This window comes from Pseudomonas laurylsulfatiphila, assembly GCF_002934665.1.
Lineage (GTDB): Bacteria > Pseudomonadota > Gammaproteobacteria > Pseudomonadales > Pseudomonadaceae > Aquipseudomonas > Aquipseudomonas laurylsulfatiphila.
This window is the reverse complement of record NZ_NIRS01000002.1, coordinates 905,300-921,690: the sequence shown is the minus strand read 5'-3', so window position 1 is coordinate 921,690 and position 16,391 is coordinate 905,300. Positions and strand designations below refer to the sequence as shown.

The window sequence follows — 16,391 nt, the reverse complement described above, 5'->3', positions numbered from 1 at the left end:
TTTGGAATACCATAATATGGTCCGCATCTGAGGGGCGGCCAGAGAGTCCTCCCGGTTTGGCTTCATACAAAGATAAGAACAGACAAACTCGAGTTCATGCACATGTCCCAGATGTCCCGGCAAGATCCGTTGATCGAGAACCACACGGTCGACTACGTTCCACTCGCAGAGCGCCATGGGAAGGCCCGCGATCTTTTCACCCTGTGGTTCAGCACCAACATCGCGCCACTGCCCATCGTCACCGGCGCCATGGTGGTCCAGGTGTTCCACCTCAATCTGTTCTGGGGCCTGCTGGCAATTGCCCTCGGGCACATGGTCGGCGGTGTGGTGATTGCGCTGGCGTCGGCCCAGGGGCCGTGCATGGGCATTCCGCAGATGGTCCAGAGTCGTGGTCAGTTCGGCCGCTATGGCGCGCTGCTGATCGTGTTCTTCGCCGCGTTGATCTACATCGGTTTCTTCATCTCCAACATCGTGCTGGCAGGCAAATCGATCGTCGGCATTGCGCCGTCGGTTCCGGTGCCGGCGAGCATTCTGATCGGTGCCCTCAGCGCCACGGCCATCGGGGTGATCGGTTATCGCTTCATCCACACCCTGAACCGCATCGGCACCTGGGTCATGGGCAGCGCGTTGCTCGCCGGTTTCCTCTATATCTTCGCCCATGACCTGCCGGCGGACTTCTTCACTCGCGGCGGGTTCAACCTGTCGGGCTGGCTGGCCACGGTCTCGCTGGGCATCATCTGGCAGATCAGCTTCTCGCCGTATGTGTCGGACTACTCGCGTTACCTGCCGGCGGACATCGGCATCACCCGGCCGTTCTTCGCCACTTACCTGGGGGCGACCCTGGGCACGATCCTGTCGTTCACCTTCGGTGCCGTGGCGGTACTGGCGACGCCCGAAGGCACCGAGGCGATGGCGGCGGTCAAGCAGTCCACCGGTTGGCTGGGGCCGATCCTGATGGTGCTGTTCCTGCTCAACATCATCAGCCACAACGCCCTGAATCTGTATGGCGCGGTGCTGTCGATCATCACCTCGATCCAGACCTTCGCCAGCCAGTGGACGCCGAGCATCAAAGTGCGCGTGGTGTTGTCGGGCATCGTCCTGGCGGGTTGTTGCGTGGTGGCGCTGGGTGCCTCGGCGAACTTCATTTCGCAGTTCATCGGCCTGATTCTGGCGCTGCTGCTGGTGCTGGTGCCCTGGGCGTCGATCAACCTGATCGACTTCTACCTGATCAAGGGTCGCCGCTACGACATCGCCTCGATCTTCCGCGCGGACGGCGGCATCTACGGGCGCTTCAACCTGCACGCAATCATCGCCTACTTCATCGGCATCATCGTGCAGTTGCCATTCGCCAACACTTCACTGTATGTCGGGCCGTACGCCAATCTGGTGGACGGTGCGGACCTGTCGTGGCTGGTGGGGCTGGTGGTGACATGCCCGTTGTACTACTGCCTCGCTACGCGAAGCCAGGCGCAGGAAAGCCGTGCGGTGACGTTCGGCTACACCGATTGAGGCAAAATCGTTTGGTGTTCGATTGAAAATGCCCGGCGCGTCGCCGGGCATTTTTGTGTTCGCTGACCGCTCAGGAATGCTTGAACACATTCAAGCCGCGTTGTACCGCCGGCCTGGCTTCGACCGTGTCGAACCAGCGCGATAGCTGTGGAAGCAGCTTCCAGTCCAGCCGGTCACGGAATGCCATGGTAATGGTGAACGCCGAAATGTCGGCCATGGAAAACTGTTCGCCGGCCATGAATTCGCCGGTCAAAAAACTTTCCGAGTAGGTCAGTTGTTCGATCACCCGCAGATCGATGATCGCCGCCGCTTTGTCCTGCCCTTCCTTGTGCAGGAAAAACGCGGCATGGCTGGGGGCGATGACATCGGTCACGAAAAAGAAATAGCGGTCGATCACTCGGGTGCGCACAGGTCCCGGCTGCGCCGGTGCCAGCTTTCCGGGGGCAATGGAGTCGGCGTACTGGATGATGGCGTTGGACTGGTTGATGACCAGCATCGGCGTCGTCCCGTGATCGATCAGGGTCGGCACTTTCCCGGCCGGGTTGAGCGCCAGGTAGTCCGGCCCGCGGTGCTCCTGTGCATACAGGTCGAGCCTGCGTGCCGTGTAGGCGATGCCCGACTCTTCGAGGGCGATCGCGGCCCGCAGACTGTTGCCGGTATTGGCGCCGAACAGCTCTATCCGATCGTTCATGGGCATTGCTCCTTGGGTGACCCACAGGCAGCCAGCGAACACTGCCGATGAGGTCAGTATGATGAAAATCCGCCGCACCGATATTCAAAAACTGTGATCGTCCATACCCCTGCGCGACAAGCCGTATCCCTCTACGAAAACTACTTTCACCGCGTTTGATAATAGCCTGCCGAAATGTTTTAAGAGTTTCACAAGCCAGCCAGTAAACCCTCACCTCGAACGATTCACATCACTCATCGAGCGCGCCTGTTGTCGCACTCGTGTTGAGCGCTGTGGCGTGGGCGGCAATCAGGGCCTGCCTGGCAGTGAAACCTTCAAATAACGATAAGAAACACCCAGGAGCACCCTATGTTCAAACGCGCGATTCCCACCGCAGTCCTGTTGGCCACCGGTTCGCTGTGTGCACAGGCCGCCGATTCCGCCGCCCATGGTTTTCTCGAAGACAGCAAGGCCAGCCTGTCGATGCGCACCCTGTACTTCAACAGCGACAATCGCGATGGCGCAGCGGAGCCTTCGAAAACCGAAGAGTCAGCCCAAGGCTTCGTGTTGCGCTATGAGTCCGGGTTCACCCAGGGCGCGGTAGGGTTCGGGCTCGATGCCCAGGCATTGCTCGGCATCACGCTGGACAGCGGAGCGGGGCGCCACGTCGGTAGCGGCATGATTCCTTCCGACGGCGACGGCGCGGCCGACACCTGGAGCAGCTTCGGCCCCACGGCGAAGATGCGCCTGGCCAGGACTGAATTTCGCTACGGCACCTTGCTGCCGAAGTTGCCGATCCTGCTGGCCAACGATGCGCGTGTGTTACCGCAATCGTTTACCGGTGCGCAGGTCACCTCGAACGACATCGAAGGCCTGACGTTGACCAGCGGTGTGCTGGAGCACGCGGTAGGGCGCGCCTCGACCGACCGTACAGGCCTGTCAGTCGCCGGTAGCACCCAGGACAGCAACAAGTTCTACTACGCCGGTGCTGACTACAACCTCACCAAAAGTCTCAAGACGCAGTATTACTTCGCGCAGCTGGAAGATTTCTACAACCAGAGCTTTCTCGGCCTGACGCACATTCTGTCCATCGACAGCGCCAGCTCACTGACCACCGACCTGCGCTACTTCCGCACCACGTCCAGCGGTGTCAATAACTCAGCCTCTGGCCGCGCGCAAGGTTATCGGGTATCCGGATACACCGACGACAACGACGGTGAAATCGACAACAGCACCTGGGTGGCGATGCTCACTTACACCCATGGCGGGCATGCGGTGTCGGTGGGTCATCAACGGGTGGGCGACGGCAGCAACTTCGTCCAGCCCAACCAGGGCAGCCTGGTGGACAAAGGGGCGGGCGGCGGCAGTGTCTACCTGCCCACCGACAAGATGATCCAGAACTTTGCACGCGCCGGAGAGCAGACGAACTTCGGGCAATACACCTACGACTTCGCGCCCATGGGCGTGCCGGGCCTGAAAGCCTCGATCGCGTATCTGAAGGGCACGGACATCAAGGCACAAAACGCCAGCGATCAGTCCGAATGGGAGCGCGACATGACCCTGGACTACGTGTTGCAGTCGGGCACGTTCAAAGGGGTGGGGTTCACACTGCGTAATGCCAAATCGAACACCGACGCCGGCCGCAATGTGGACCAGAGCCGGTTCATCATCAATTACACCTTGTCATTGCTGTAATCACGCACATCCCCCCTGTGGGAGCGAGCCTGCTCGCGAAGACGGTGTGCCAGTCGACATCAATGTGTCTGATACACCGCTTTCGCGAGCAGGCTCGCTCCCACAAAAATCGATTCATGGGCTGGCCGCCGCACTGTCGCATCGCTGATCAATGCGGACAGGTATTTTGGCCGTTTCGATCTCCTTTTGGCCTGACTCACGCTGTGAACCGGTCACGCCCTCGGCAAGAATCACAACCAGAAACTTCACTTCCTTACCCTTGGCAATTTTCAAGGCCGCTGCCGTGTACAGAACATAAAAACCATCGAACTCACGCCACACTTGGGGAAATGATCCATGGACTCAATGAAACGCATACTGGGCGCCACCGTTTGCGGACTGTCGCTGCTGGCCAGCGCGGTGCACGCCGAACAGCACGAATTGCGGGTGTACAACTGGGCGGACTACATCCTGCCGTCCGTACCCAAGGATTTTGCCAGGGACACCGGGATCAAGGTGACCTGGGACACCTTCGACACCAACGAGTCCCTGGAAGCCAAGCTGCTCACCGGCAACTCGGGCTACGACCTGGTGGTGCCCTCGAACCAGTTCATCGAAACCCAGATCAAGGCGGGCGTGTTCCAGAAACTCGACAAGTCCAAGTTGCCGAACTGGTCGCACCAGGACCCGGCGTTGCTCAAGCTGCTGGACAAGAACGACCCGGGCAACCAGTACGGCGTGCCCTACATGTATGGCACCGTGCTGATCGGTTTCAACCCGGCCAAGGTCAAGGCGGCGCTGGGCGAGAATGCGCCAGTGGACAGCTGGGACCTGGTGTTCAAGCCCGAGAACATGGAGAAGCTCAAGGCCTGTGGCGTCGCGATGCTCGACTCGCCATCGGAGATCCTGCCGCTGGCTCTGCATTACCTGGGGCTGGACCCTAACAGCCAGAACCCGGATGACTACGAAAAAGCCAAGGCGCTGATGCTCAAGGTCCGCCCTTACGTCACCTACTTCAACTCCGCCAAGTACATGACCGACATTGCCAACGGCGATATCTGCGTGGCCATCGGGTATTCCGGCAGCTTCTATCAGTTCGGCAACCGCGCCAAAGAGGCGGGCAACGGTGTGGTCGTCGACTGGCGCCTGCCGAAAGAGGGCGCGCCGATCTGGTTCGACACCTTCGCCATCCCGAAAAGCGCCAGGAACGTCGCCGAGGCCCACGAATTCCTCAACAACCTGCTGGACCCGAAAGTCATCGCGCCGATCAGCGACTTCCTCGGTTACCCGAATGCCAACAAGGACTCGCTGGCGCTGATCAACAAGGACATCACCGGTAACCCGAACCTGACACCCACCAGCGAGGCATTGAGTACGCTGTACGTCGTGCAGCCATTGCCGCAAAAGCTCGAGCGGGTGCGCACGCGGGTGTGGACCAGCATCAAGTCCGATCAGTAACACCGGAAAACCTGTAGGAGCGAGCCTGCTCGCGATAGCGACCTGACAGTCAATGCATGTGTCGACTGCCACAGCGCCATCGCGAGCAAGCTCGCTCCCACAGGTTTTGTGTCGAGCACAGGTTTTGCGCGCACCCATGACCCTGTGGGAGCGGGCTTGCCCGCGATGGCTGACTGACAGGCAACAAAGATTGAAGGTGCAGTGATTAGCGGAAGAACTCCCCCGGCGTTTCACCAAACTGCTGACGAAACGCCGCGATAAACGCCGACGTCGAGTCGTAGCCACAAGCCAGCGCCACGTCGGTCACTCGCTCGCCCTGTTCCAGGGGTGTCAGGGCGCCGAGCAGGCGCAAACGCTGGCGCCAGGCGCGAAAGGTCAGGCCGGTGTCGCGCAGGAACAGGCGACTGAGGGTTTTCTCGGTGACGCCAAATTGGTCGCTCCAGTGACTGAGGGTGGTTTGTTGCTCGGGGTGCGACTCCAGGCTTTGCGCGATTTGCCGCAATCGGCTGTCCTGGGGCAGGGGCAGCATCAGGTCGATCTGCGGGGCCTCAGCCAACTGATCGAGAATCACCTGGGCCAACCGGCCGTGCGCTCCGTCCTGATCGTATTCCACTGGAATCTGACTGAAGGCACGGATCAATTCGCGCAACAGATCGCTGACCGCCAACACATGACAGCCCGGCGGCGCCCAGGTCGAGACGCTGCAATCGATGTACAGGCTGCGCATTTCCGTGCGCGGCGAACTGAACACCCGGTGCGGCATGCCCGCCGGAATCCACACCGCACGCTCCGGCGGGGCGACGAAGCGCCCGACGCCGGTCTGGATTTCGAGCACGCCCTGGATCGCATAGGACAGTTGCACCCACGGGTGGCTATGGCGCCGGGTCAGGGCGCGATTGGGCAGCGATTCGGTACGGCCGTAGAGCGGTCGAGGCAGGCTGGACAGCCCGGGAATACTGCGCCGGATACTTTTGTCATGTCCTTTAGGCGGCATCGGTGGGCTCATCGGCGTTAGTCGGTAATATCCAGTCACGTTAGAGTCGCTTTCACGTACTGGCAACCCCCGGATGATCAACCCATGACGCGCCCCCGTTTGTTACCCGACAACTTCACCCTGACCCTGATCGGCGTGGTCGCGCTCGCCAGCCTGCTGCCTGCCAGCGGCCAGGTCGCGGTCGGTTTTGGCTGGCTGACCAACATCGCCATCGCGCTGCTGTTTTTCCTGCATGGCGCCAAGCTGTCCCGCGAGTCGATCATTGCCGGTGCCGGGCACTGGCGCCTGCATTTGCTGGTGTTCAGCCTGACCTTCGTGCTGTTCCCGCTGCTCGGCCTGGCGCTCAAACCGCTGCTGTCACCGCTGATCGGCAATGACCTGTACATGGGCATGCTCTACCTGTGTGCGCTGCCCGCCACGGTGCAGTCGGCGATTGCCTTTACTTCGCTGGCGCGGGGCAACATCCCGGCGGCGATTTGCAGCGCGGCGGCGTCCAGCCTGTTCGGGATTTTCCTCACGCCCTTGCTGGTGACCCTGCTGCTCAACGTGCACGGCGAAGGTGCCTCGACCCTCGACGCCATTCTCAAGATCAGCGTGCAGTTGCTGCTACCGTTCATTGCCGGGCAGATCGCGCGGCGCTGGATCGGCAGCTGGGTGGGACGCAACAAGAGTTGGCTGAAATTCGTCGATCAGGGTTCGATTTTGCTGGTGGTCTACGGCGCGTTCAGCGAGGCGGTGATCGAAGGCCTCTGGCACCAGATTCCGCTGCTGGACCTGGTCGGGCTGGTGGTGGCGTGCTGCGTGGTCCTGGCGCTGGTGTTGGTGGCCTCGACCGTACTGGGCAAGGCGTTCGGCTTCAATCAGGAAGACCGCATCACCATTCTCTTCTGCGGCTCGAAGAAAAGCCTGGCGACCGGTGTGCCGATGGCGCAGGTGTTGTTTGCCGGTAGCACCATTGGCGTGTTGATCCTGCCGTTGATGCTGTTCCACCAGATTCAACTGATGGTCTGTGCGGTACTGGCGCAGCGTTTTGCCAATCGGCCGGAATCGATTCCAGAACTGATGGCCCAGGTCGATCCCTGAAAATCCCGGAAACCTGTAGGAGCCAGCCTGCTGGCGATGGACTCAAGTGCGCCGCGTTTATCCAGCTCACCCGCGTTATCGTTAACGACCATCGCTGGCAGGCCAGCTCCTACAAAGGACCGCGTTTATCCAGCTCACCCGCGTTATCGTTAACGACCATCGCTGGCAGGCCAGCTCCTACAAAGGACCGCGTTTATCCAGCTCACCCGCGTTATCGTTAACGACCATCGCTGGCAGGCCAGCTCCTACAAAGGACCGCGTTTATCCAGTTCACACGCGTTATCGTTAACGACCATCGCTGGCAAGCCAGCGCCTCATTACCGCTTGTCAGCCGCCAATGGCGGGGTGCGCGGCGGAATCATGCGTTTGCTGCCGGTGGACTCGAACGCCGATGCCAGGTGCAGCAGCGACGAGTCGTCATAGGCGCGCCCGGCAAACGTCAGGCCGACCGGCATGCCGATGTCCGGCATCACGCCCATCGGCACGGTGACCGTTGGCACGCCGAGGTGACGAATGGCGAGGTTGCCGTTGGCGACCCATATACCGTTGCTCCAGGCGATATCCGCCGACTGCGGATCGACATCGGCATTCGCCGGTGCTACATCGGCGACCGTCGGGAACAGCACCGCGTCGAGGCCCAGGCGATCCATCCAGTCTTCCAGATCGATCTTGCGGGTCTTCTCCAGTCCGCGCAGGCCGTCGGGCACTGTGCTGATCTGGTCCCACGGCGTGATGCCGCGCTCGGCCATGCGCACGTATTCGTCCATGCCGGCGACCAGGTCGCCCTCGCGGTTGGGCAGGGTGCCCGGGTCGTGAGGGAAGATCAGCGGGCCGTCGACATCGACCAGGCGATTCAATTTCGGATCGCCGTTGGCCTGCAGGAAGTCATCGAACGCCCAGGCGGTCAGGTCCCACAGTTCATGGTGCAGAAATTCCTTGGAGACGATGCCGCGATTGAACACGGTCGGCGCGCCAGGGCGATCGCCTTCGCAATTGGAGACCAGCGGGAAGTCCACGTCGATCACTTGCGCACCGGCGTCTTCGAGGGCCTTGCGCGCCTGTTCCCAGAGACCGATCACCGAAGGACGGGTGTTGATGCGCTGGCCGGTGGGGCCACCGATGCCCGGCGCTTCGGAGGTGCCGGCTTCAGGGTCGGCGTTGATGTACATACGCGGAACGCCGAACTTCTTGCCTTTGAGCGCTTCGCCGTTCGCCGCCAGCGCGGCATAGGATTGCGGGCGTACCTCGGACGATTTCGGAATGGGCACCCATGGCTGCAGGCGCCACAGGTCACCGCGAGTGTCCGGGTCATCGGCCACCACCACGTCGAGCACTTCGAGCAGGTCGGCCATGGTCCGGGCAAACGGCACGACCACGTCCATGGTCGGGGTCAGCGGCCAGTTGCCGCGTACCGAGATCACTCCGCGCGACGGGGTGTAGGCGCACAAACCGTTGTTCGAGGCCGGGCCGCGACCACTCGACCAGGTTTCTTCCGCCAGGCCGAAAGCGGCGAAACTGGCCGCGGTGGCCGTGCCGGCACCGTTCGACGAACCGGAGGCGAAAGGGGCGGTGAGGTAGCCGGCGTTGTACGGGCTCTCGGCGCGGCCGTAGACGCCGCGCTGCATCCCGCCGTTGGCCATCGGCGGCATGTTGGTCTTGCCCAGGCAGATCGCCCCGGCGGCACGCAGGCGTTCGATGGTGAACGCATCGCGGTAGGCGACCAGGTCCTTGAAGGCCGGGCTGCCGGAAGCGGCGGTGAGGCCCTTGACCAGGTAACTGTCCTTGGCGGTGTAAGGGATGCCGTCCAGCGGACCCAGCACCTGGCCCTTGGCGCGACGGGCGTCGGCGGCTTGCGCTTCGGCGAGGGCCTCGGGGTTGCGCACCACCACTGCGTTCAGTGCCGTGGGCGTCTCGGGGCCGTCATAGGCGTCGATCCGCGCGAGATAGGCCTGGACCAGTTCAACCGAGGTGGTCTGGCCGGATTCGAGCGCGGCGCGCAGCTCGGCAATGGAAACTTCGGTAACTTCGATCATGCTGCCACCGCCGCTTGCAGGTGGAGGGTCCCAAACACTTCACTTTTCTCGAAATGGACTTTCATATCGTTATTCTCGTTGCACTGTGTGGCACGACAGGGTCGGGTGTTAAAAATACTGAGCACTATTTAGCATTAAACCGGGATTTTAGGAATCCGTTGTCCAATTTATCTTACAGGCGACTTCACGCCATCCTGGAACCTGTAGGAGCCGGCTTGCCGGCGATGGACTCAAATGCGCCGCGTTTACTCAGCCCACACGCGATATCGTTAACGACCATCGCTGCGATGCGGCGACCCGACAAGCCAGCTCCTACAACTGATCTGATCTTCAAACCTGTGCAAGCCCCAAAAAAAGGCCACCACAACCCGACGTTGTGGTGGCCCGAGGGTGACTCATTATAGTGGCCCGCGCGCGCAGGCCAATGGATCAGTGAGCGCCGGCAGCCTTGTTCAGGTCGCTTTCGGCCCATTCGGTGTAGACGCAGGCGTCGGCGGTGGCCCAACGCACCCGCACCGGGTCGCCCGCCTTGAGCGGCATACCGGCGGCGGACAGTGCCTTGACCGTCATCGAGGTGCCGCCGGCAGTGATCACGCTGCAGGTCTGGCTTTCGCCGAGGAACAACACTTCCACGACCTTGGCCGAGACTTCGTTCCAGCCGGCGGCCAGCGGTTCGGCGAGGGCTTGTTCGTTGCTCAGGGCCAGGGCTTTTTCCGGGCGCACCATCAGCAGCACGTCCTGGTCGGTTTGCAGGCTGGCGGTGAGTCGGATCGACAGCGGTTGCCCCTCGAAGGTCGCCACCGCATTGCCCTGGGCCTTGAGCTTGAGGAAGTTGGAGTTGCCGAGGAACGAGGCGACAAAGGCGTTCGGCGGATTCTGGTACAGGTCATAACCGCTGCCCAGGCCAACGATCTTGCCGTGGCTGAAGATCGCGATGCGCTGGGACAGGCGCATGGCTTCTTCCTGATCGTGAGTCACGTAGACGATGGTGATGCCCAGGCGCCGATGCAGCTGGCGCAGTTCATCCTGCAAGTCTTCGCGCAGTTTTTTGTCCAGCGCGCCGAGGGGTTCGTCCATCAGCAAAATGCGTGGTTCGTAAACCAGTGCGCGGGCGATGGCGACGCGTTGCTGCTGGCCACCGGACAGTTGCGAAGGGCGGCGATGGGCGAATTGCTCAAGCTGCACCAGCTTGAGCATTGCATCGACCCGGCGTTCGCGTTCGGCCGTGGCCAGTTTGCGAATGGCCAGTGGGAAGGCGATGTTGTCGCGCACGGACAGGTGCGGGAACAGCGAGTAGCGCTGGAACACCATGCCGATGTCGCGTTTGTGCGGCGGCACGTTGACCAGCGACTGGCCGTTGACCAGGATCTCGCCGCTGCTCGGCGTTTCGAAGCCGGCAAGCATCGACAGCGTAGTGCTTTTGCCCGAGCCGCTGGAGCCGAGGAAGGTGAGGAATTCACCGTCCTTGATGTCCAGCGAGATGTTGTCCACGGCGGCGAAGTCGCCGTAGTGCTTGTTCAGGTTACGCAGGCTGACCAAGGGTTTGTCATTTTGCTGCGCGGAATCTTTGATCACTGCACTCATGTCGTACTCCTGGCGCTCAAGCGCTGATTTCGTTGCGCCGGCGCAGAGCGGCGGCGATCACCATGACCAATACCGAGAGGCCGATCAGCAACGTCGAGGCGACGGCGATCACGGGCGTCAGGTCCTGGCGCAGGGTGGTCCACATTTTCACGGGAAGGGTTTGCAGGGTCGGGCTGGCCATCATCACGCTCAGCACCACTTCATCCCACGAGACGAGGAAGGCGAAGAGGGCACCGGCAACCATGCCCGGGCGGATCGCCGGGAAGGTCACCTTGAACACCGCTTGCAGGCGCGAGGCGCCGCAGATCACCGCCGCATCCTCGATCGACTGATCGAACAGCTTCAGCGAGTTGATGATCGAGATGATGGTGAACGGCAACGCCACGATCACATGGCTGACCACGAAGGCGAACATGGTCCCGGTGTAGCCCAGTTTCAGGAACAGCGCGTACACCGCCACGGCGATGATCACCAGGGGCACGATCATCGGCAGGGTGAACAGGCCGTAGAGCATTTCCCGGCCGGGGAAGCGGCCGCGCACCAGGGCGAACGCGGTCGGCAAGCCCAACGCGACGGCGAAGAACGTCGTCAGCACCGCGACCTTGAGGCTGGCCATCGCCGCGTTCATCCAGTCGGCGTTGGAGAAGAACTGGCCGTACCATTTCAGCGTCCAGCCCGGCGGCGGGAACACCAGCCATTGCGACGATCCGAACGACAGCAGCACGATGAACACGATCGGCAGCAGCAGGAACAGACCGATCAGCCCGGTGGTGGCATAGAGGCCGAAGCGCATCCGGCGGCTCATGGCATTGGGGGTCAGGAGCATGACGGCTTACCTCGCGTTGCTGGCGCCAACCGGGGATTCCGGCTGGAGCTTCAGGTAGAAGTAGAACAGCACCAGCGTGATCACGATCAACAACGCGGCGCCGGCGCTGGCCAGGCCCCAGTTGAGGAACGATTGCACCTGCTGAATGATGAACTCGGGCAGCATCATGTTCTGCGCACCGCCCAGCAGCGCCGGGGTCACGTAGTAACCGAGGGACATCACGAACACCATCAGGCCACCGGAGAACAGCCCCGGCCGGCACAGCGGCAGGAACACCCGGAAGAAGTTGGTCCAGGGGCTGGCGCCGCAGATCGAACCGGCCTGCAGGATCATCGGGTCGATGGCCTGCATGGTCGCCTGCAACGGCAGCACGATGAACGGGATCATGATGTAGCTCATGCCGATCACCACGCCGGTGAGGTTGTGCACCATCTCCAGCGGTTGATCGATGATGCCCATCGCCATCAACGCCTTGTTGATCACCCCAGAGGCTTGCAGCAACACCAGCCAGGAGTAGGTGCGGGCGAGCAGGCTGGTCCACATCGACAACAGCACGATGTTGAGAATCCAGCGCCCCCAGCCGCGCGGCACCAGGGTGATCGCCCAGGCCAGCGGGAAGCCCAGTAGCAGGCTGAACAGCGTCACCAGGCCCGCCACCGAGAAGGTATTGAGCAGGACCCGGGCATAGGCCGAGTTGGCGAACAGTTGCTCGTAGTTGCCCAGGCCCGGCACCGGTTCCAGCACGCCGCGCAGCAGCAGGCCAATCAGCGGCGCGAGAAAGAACAGGCCGAGAAACAGCAGGGCGGGGACCAGGTTACTGGCGCCACGCCAACGCTGCTTCAGCGATGGCGAGGGTTGCTTTGCAACGGTCTGGCCGACTGCCGAACCGGCAGCGCCGATGGCGCTCCCGGAGGCCGTGGAAGGACGAGGCGCGGTTGCCGTCATTTTCATTTGACCAGCCATTCGTTCCACCGTGTCGCAATGGCCGGACCGTTCTTGGCCCAGTATGCGAAATCAAGAGTGATCTGATCCTTTGCGTAGGCGGTCGGCAGGTTCGGGGCCAGCGCCGAGTCCAGGCGCGCCACGCTGTCGACGTTGACCGGGGCGTAGGCGGTCAGGTTGGAGAAGTCGGCCTGGCCCTTGGCACTGCTGGCGTTGGCCAGGAACGTCATCGCCGCGTCCTTGTTTTTCGAACCCTTGGGAATGACCAGGATGTCGGCCATGACCAGGTTCTGTTTCCAGCTTACGCCGACCGGGGCGCCGTCTTCCTGCAGGGCATGAATCCGGCCGTTCCAGAACTGGCCCATGCTCGCTTCACCGGAGGCCAGCAGTTGCTGCGACTGCGCGCCGCCGCCCCACCAGACGATGTCTTTCTTGATGGTGTCGAGTTTCTTGAACGCGCGGTCCAGGTCCAGCGGGTAGAGCTTGTCCGCCGCTACACCGTCGGCCAGCAGCGCGAGCTCGAGCACGCCAGGGCTTGGCCATTTGTAGAGGGCGCGTTTGCCGGGGTAGGTCTTGGTGTCGAACAGCGCGGACCAGTCCTGAGGCTTGTTGGCGCCGAGCTTGCCTTCGTTGTAGCCGAGGACGAAGGAGAAGAAGAACGAGCCGACGCCGTGATCGCTGACGAAGCGCGGGTCGATCTTGTCGCGGTCAATGACTTTGAAATCGAGGGGTTCGAGCAAGCCTTCGGAGGCGGCGCGCAGGGCGAAGTCGGCTTCGACATCGACCACGTCCCATTGCACGTTGCCGCTTTCGACCATGGCCTTGAGCTTGCCGTAGTCGGTCGGGCCATCCTGCACAACGGTGATGCCGCTGGCCTTGCTGAACGGATCGGCCCAGGCCTGCTTTTGCGCATCCTGGGTGCTGCCGCCCCAACTCACGAAGTTGACGCTTTCAGCCGCCAGCAATGCCTGGCTGGTGACGCTCAGCAGTCCCGCAAAAAGAACCGCGGTCGCACGTTTGTTCAACACCATTTTCACGCCCTCATTGTTGTGTTTATGAGCGGGGCCTTCGAGTGCCCGCCTATCGGGAGCAGTAGGTCCGTCGAGTCAGTGCTGACTGTCCGGTCTATGGAATATCATATTATGGTATTCCAAACTTTGTGCAAGCACTTTGCCGTACCGGCTATCAGCCAAATTGCTCTTTATGAAGTTGATTTATCCCTAGCCACATTCCTGTGGGAGCGGGCTTGCCCGCGATAGCGGTACATCTGTGACATTGATTTTGGATGTACCGCCGTCATCGCGGGCAAGCCCGCTCCCACAGGGTTTTTTCCATGCAGGAATGACTGCGTATCATTCGGTGAACGCAATACTCTCCACCACCTCCAGGTCATACCCGGTCAAACCCGCATATTTCAACGGCGGACCGAGGTGGCGCAGCTTGCCGACACCCAGGTTCTGCAGGATCTGCGCGCCGGTGCCGACTTCCGAATAAATCCGCGACTGCGAACGGCTGAACTGCCGGGGCGGCTGGGTCAATTGCGGCACACGTTCCAGAAGCGCCTGGGAGGATTCGTGATTGGCCAGCACCACCACCACGCCGTGGCCTTCGGCGGCGACACGCTGCAAGGCGGCCCACAAGGTCCAGTTGGTCGGCCCGCTGTATTCGGCGCCAACCAGGTCGCGCAACGGATCGATCACATGCACGCGCACCAATGTCGGCTCTTCACGGCGCAGATCGCCCATGACCATGGCCATGTGGACACCGCCTTCGATGCGATCCTCAAAGGTGATCAGACGAAAGGTGCCGTGCACCGTCGGCAGATCACGTTCACCGATGCGCACGATGGTGTGTTCGGTGCTCAGGCAGTAGTGGATCAGGTCGGCGATGGTGCCGATCTTGATTCCGTGCCTGTGCGCGAACACTTCCAGGTCGGGGCGGCGGGCCATGGTGCCGTCGTCGTTCATCACTTCGACGATCACCGAGGCGGGCGTATGGCCGGCCAGGCGGGCCAGGTCGCAACCGGCTTCGGTGTGGCCGGCGCGGGTCAGCACACCGCCTTCCCGGGCGCGCAGCGGGAAGATGTGGCCCGGTTGCACGATGTCGGCGGGGCCGGCGTTGGCGGCGACGGCGGCGGCCACGGTGCAGGCACGATCGGCGGCGGAGATCCCGGTGGTCACGCCAACGGCAGCCTCGATGGACACGGTGAACGCGGTGCTGAACACGCTGCCGTTGCTAGGCACCATTTGTTCCAGGCCCAGGCGTTTGCAGTGTTCGTCGGTCAGGGTCAGGCAGATCAGGCCACGGGCTTCACGGGCCATGAAGCTGATCGCCTCGGGTGTGCAGCAGTCGGCGGCCAGCAGCAGGTCGCCTTCGTTTTCCCGGTCTTCATCGTCGACCAGCAGGACCATTTTGCCGAGGCGGTAATCTTCGATGATTTCTTCGATGCTGTTGAAGGCCATGCTGGAGTCTCGGTATTTGTGGGATGAGTAATTTGGTATACCATAATACAAAATAAACCGAGAGGTCACTATGAAGGCGTACTGGATTGCTCACGTGGATGTCACTGACCCTGATCAATACAGCCAATACACCCGGCGGGCGCCGCAGGCGTTTGCCCTGTATGGCGGTCGGATTCTGGCGCGGGGTGGGCGTAGCGAGGCGATGGAAGGTCGGGCGACGCCGCAGCGCAGTGTGGTGATCGAGTTTGATTCCTATGAGCAGGCGGTGGCTTGTTATCACTCGGCGTTGTATCAGGAGGCGCGGGGGTATCGTGAGGGGGTGGCTTTGGCTGAGGTCATCATTGTCGAAGGCGTGGCGCCGCTCTGAATTGCGAATGTGTACATATCCGTTTCTTCGGTAACGGCGGCTGGCGGTTTCGCCCTTACGGCGAGTCCCTTTGGCAAACGCCGGAGTGCCGGCCCAGCCCAAAGGAACCAAAGGTCTCGCCCCTTACGTACGGCCCCTCGCTGAGGCTCGGGGTTCCTTCGCTGCGGCATTCATCCGGGGGCATTGCCCTCCGGTCGGCTTCGCTTCGACCTACATGCAATGAGTTCGACTGCGTCGAACGGCGCTGCGCGCCCATCCCCGGATGAACACCTCCACTCAGCCTTCCGAGGGGGCGGGTGGATCAAGATCACAAGCTGCAGGCGAGCTAACGCTCGGCCTGTAGGAGCTGCCGCAGGCTGCGATCTTTTGATCTTGATCTTCCGCTCTTTCGACATTGTCAAAAATCAAAATCAAAAGATCGCAGCCTGCGGCAGCTCCTACGGGGATTTTTGTCCGTCCACGATATTGGCGGCGTACCCGGTCAATGTAGGAGCTGCCGAAGGCTGCGATCTTTTGATCTTGATCTTCCGCCCCTTCGACATGGTCAAAATCAAAAGATCGCAGCCTGCGGCAGCTCCTACAGGGAAACGCATCAGAACCAGGCCGGCCGGTTAGCCGCCGGCCATGGATGGCCGATGGCGGCGGGCTCTGTAGGAGCGAGCTTGCTCGCGAAAAACCCGAGAGCACCGCGGGGTGTCAGGCTCCCCGCATCATCGTTGACCGTTACCGCAGCAATGGATATGTACACCTTCAAAAAAATACCACCCGCCCCGCAGATCCCCCCGATGA

At 61.7% G+C, this 16,391-nt stretch carries 14 protein-coding genes; 5 read left to right on the top strand and 9 right to left on the bottom strand.

Features of this window, described 5'->3' with window-relative positions:
• Window positions 1-102 precede the first annotated feature (102 nt).
• Window positions 103-1,509 carry a purine-cytosine permease family protein gene (locus tag CD175_RS09965; RefSeq protein WP_104448752.1) on the top strand — a complete coding sequence of 469 codons (1,407 nt, stop codon included), beginning with the start codon at window positions 103-105 and terminating at the stop codon, window positions 1,507-1,509.
• Window positions 1,510-1,579: 70 nt separating this feature from the next.
• Here CD175_RS09965 and CD175_RS09960 read toward each other — a convergent pair whose 3' ends face one another.
• On the bottom strand, window positions 1,580-2,200 hold the full coding sequence (locus tag CD175_RS09960) for a glutathione S-transferase family protein (protein WP_104448751.1): 621 nt from the start codon (window positions 2,198-2,200) through the stop codon (window positions 1,580-1,582).
• A gap of 348 nt (window positions 2,201-2,548) precedes the next feature.
• On the opposite strand from CD175_RS09960, the gene CD175_RS09955 reads away from it, so the two are divergent.
• On the top strand, window positions 2,549-3,874 hold the full coding sequence (locus tag CD175_RS09955; protein WP_104448750.1) for an OprD family porin: 1,326 nt from the start codon (window positions 2,549-2,551) through the stop codon (window positions 3,872-3,874).
• 114 nt (window positions 3,875-3,988) lie between these two features.
• Here the strand turns inward: CD175_RS09955 and CD175_RS09950 are convergent, their stop codons facing one another.
• Window positions 3,989-4,195 carry a hypothetical protein gene (locus CD175_RS09950; RefSeq protein ID WP_104448749.1) on the bottom strand — a complete coding sequence of 69 codons (207 nt, stop codon included), beginning with the start codon at window positions 4,193-4,195 and terminating at the stop codon, window positions 3,989-3,991.
• Between the two features lie 15 nt (window positions 4,196-4,210).
• Here CD175_RS09950 and CD175_RS09945 point away from each other — a divergent pair, with 15 nt between their 5' ends.
• Window positions 4,211-5,311, top strand: a complete 1,101-nt coding sequence (locus CD175_RS09945) for a polyamine ABC transporter substrate-binding protein (protein WP_104448748.1) — start codon at window positions 4,211-4,213, stop codon at window positions 5,309-5,311.
• Window positions 5,312-5,516: 205 nt separating this feature from the next.
• Here CD175_RS09945 and CD175_RS09935 read toward each other — a convergent pair whose 3' ends face one another.
• The gene (locus CD175_RS09935; protein ID WP_104448747.1) at window positions 5,517-6,305 is read right to left on the bottom strand and encodes an AraC family transcriptional regulator; all 789 of its coding nucleotides are present in this window, start codon (window positions 6,303-6,305) and stop codon (window positions 5,517-5,519) included.
• A gap of 84 nt (window positions 6,306-6,389) precedes the next feature.
• Between CD175_RS09935 and CD175_RS09930 the strand changes: the two genes are divergently transcribed.
• Window positions 6,390-7,388 carry a bile acid:sodium symporter family protein gene (locus tag CD175_RS09930; protein WP_104448746.1) on the top strand — a complete coding sequence of 333 codons (999 nt, stop codon included), beginning with the start codon at window positions 6,390-6,392 and terminating at the stop codon, window positions 7,386-7,388.
• A 317-nt stretch (window positions 7,389-7,705) separates the two neighbouring features.
• Here the strand turns inward: CD175_RS09930 and CD175_RS09920 are convergent, their stop codons facing one another.
• From CD175_RS09920 to ribBA, 6 genes are all read right to left on the bottom strand, one after another.
• A complete protein-coding gene (locus CD175_RS09920) occupies window positions 7,706-9,421 on the bottom strand; it encodes an amidase (RefSeq protein ID WP_104448744.1) in 1,716 nt (571 codons plus the stop codon).
• Window positions 9,422-9,850: 429 nt separating this feature from the next.
• Complete coding sequence (locus CD175_RS09915; protein WP_104448743.1) at window positions 9,851-11,005, bottom strand: ABC transporter ATP-binding protein; 1,155 nt, start codon at window positions 11,003-11,005, stop codon at window positions 9,851-9,853.
• Between the two features lie 16 nt (window positions 11,006-11,021).
• On the bottom strand, window positions 11,022-11,831 hold the full coding sequence (locus CD175_RS09910) for an ABC transporter permease (RefSeq protein ID WP_007976227.1): 810 nt from the start codon (window positions 11,829-11,831) through the stop codon (window positions 11,022-11,024).
• Window positions 11,832-11,837: 6 nt separating this feature from the next.
• On the bottom strand, window positions 11,838-12,782 hold the full coding sequence (locus CD175_RS09905) for an ABC transporter permease (protein ID WP_167399510.1): 945 nt from the start codon (window positions 12,780-12,782) through the stop codon (window positions 11,838-11,840).
• Window positions 12,779-13,804, bottom strand: a complete 1,026-nt coding sequence (locus CD175_RS09900) for an ABC transporter substrate-binding protein (RefSeq protein WP_104448741.1) — start codon at window positions 13,802-13,804, stop codon at window positions 12,779-12,781. The genes CD175_RS09905 and CD175_RS09900 overlap by 4 nt, the downstream gene beginning before the upstream one ends.
• Before the next feature lie 321 nt (window positions 13,805-14,125).
• Window positions 14,126-15,235 carry a bifunctional 3,4-dihydroxy-2-butanone-4-phosphate synthase/GTP cyclohydrolase II gene (gene ribBA, locus CD175_RS09895; RefSeq protein ID WP_104448740.1) on the bottom strand — a complete coding sequence of 370 codons (1,110 nt, stop codon included), beginning with the start codon at window positions 15,233-15,235 and terminating at the stop codon, window positions 14,126-14,128.
• 70 nt (window positions 15,236-15,305) lie between these two features.
• Here ribBA and CD175_RS09890 point away from each other — a divergent pair, with 70 nt between their 5' ends.
• Complete coding sequence (locus CD175_RS09890) at window positions 15,306-15,602, top strand: DUF1330 domain-containing protein (protein WP_095967716.1); 297 nt, start codon at window positions 15,306-15,308, stop codon at window positions 15,600-15,602.
• Window positions 15,603-16,391: the final 789 nt, after the last annotated feature.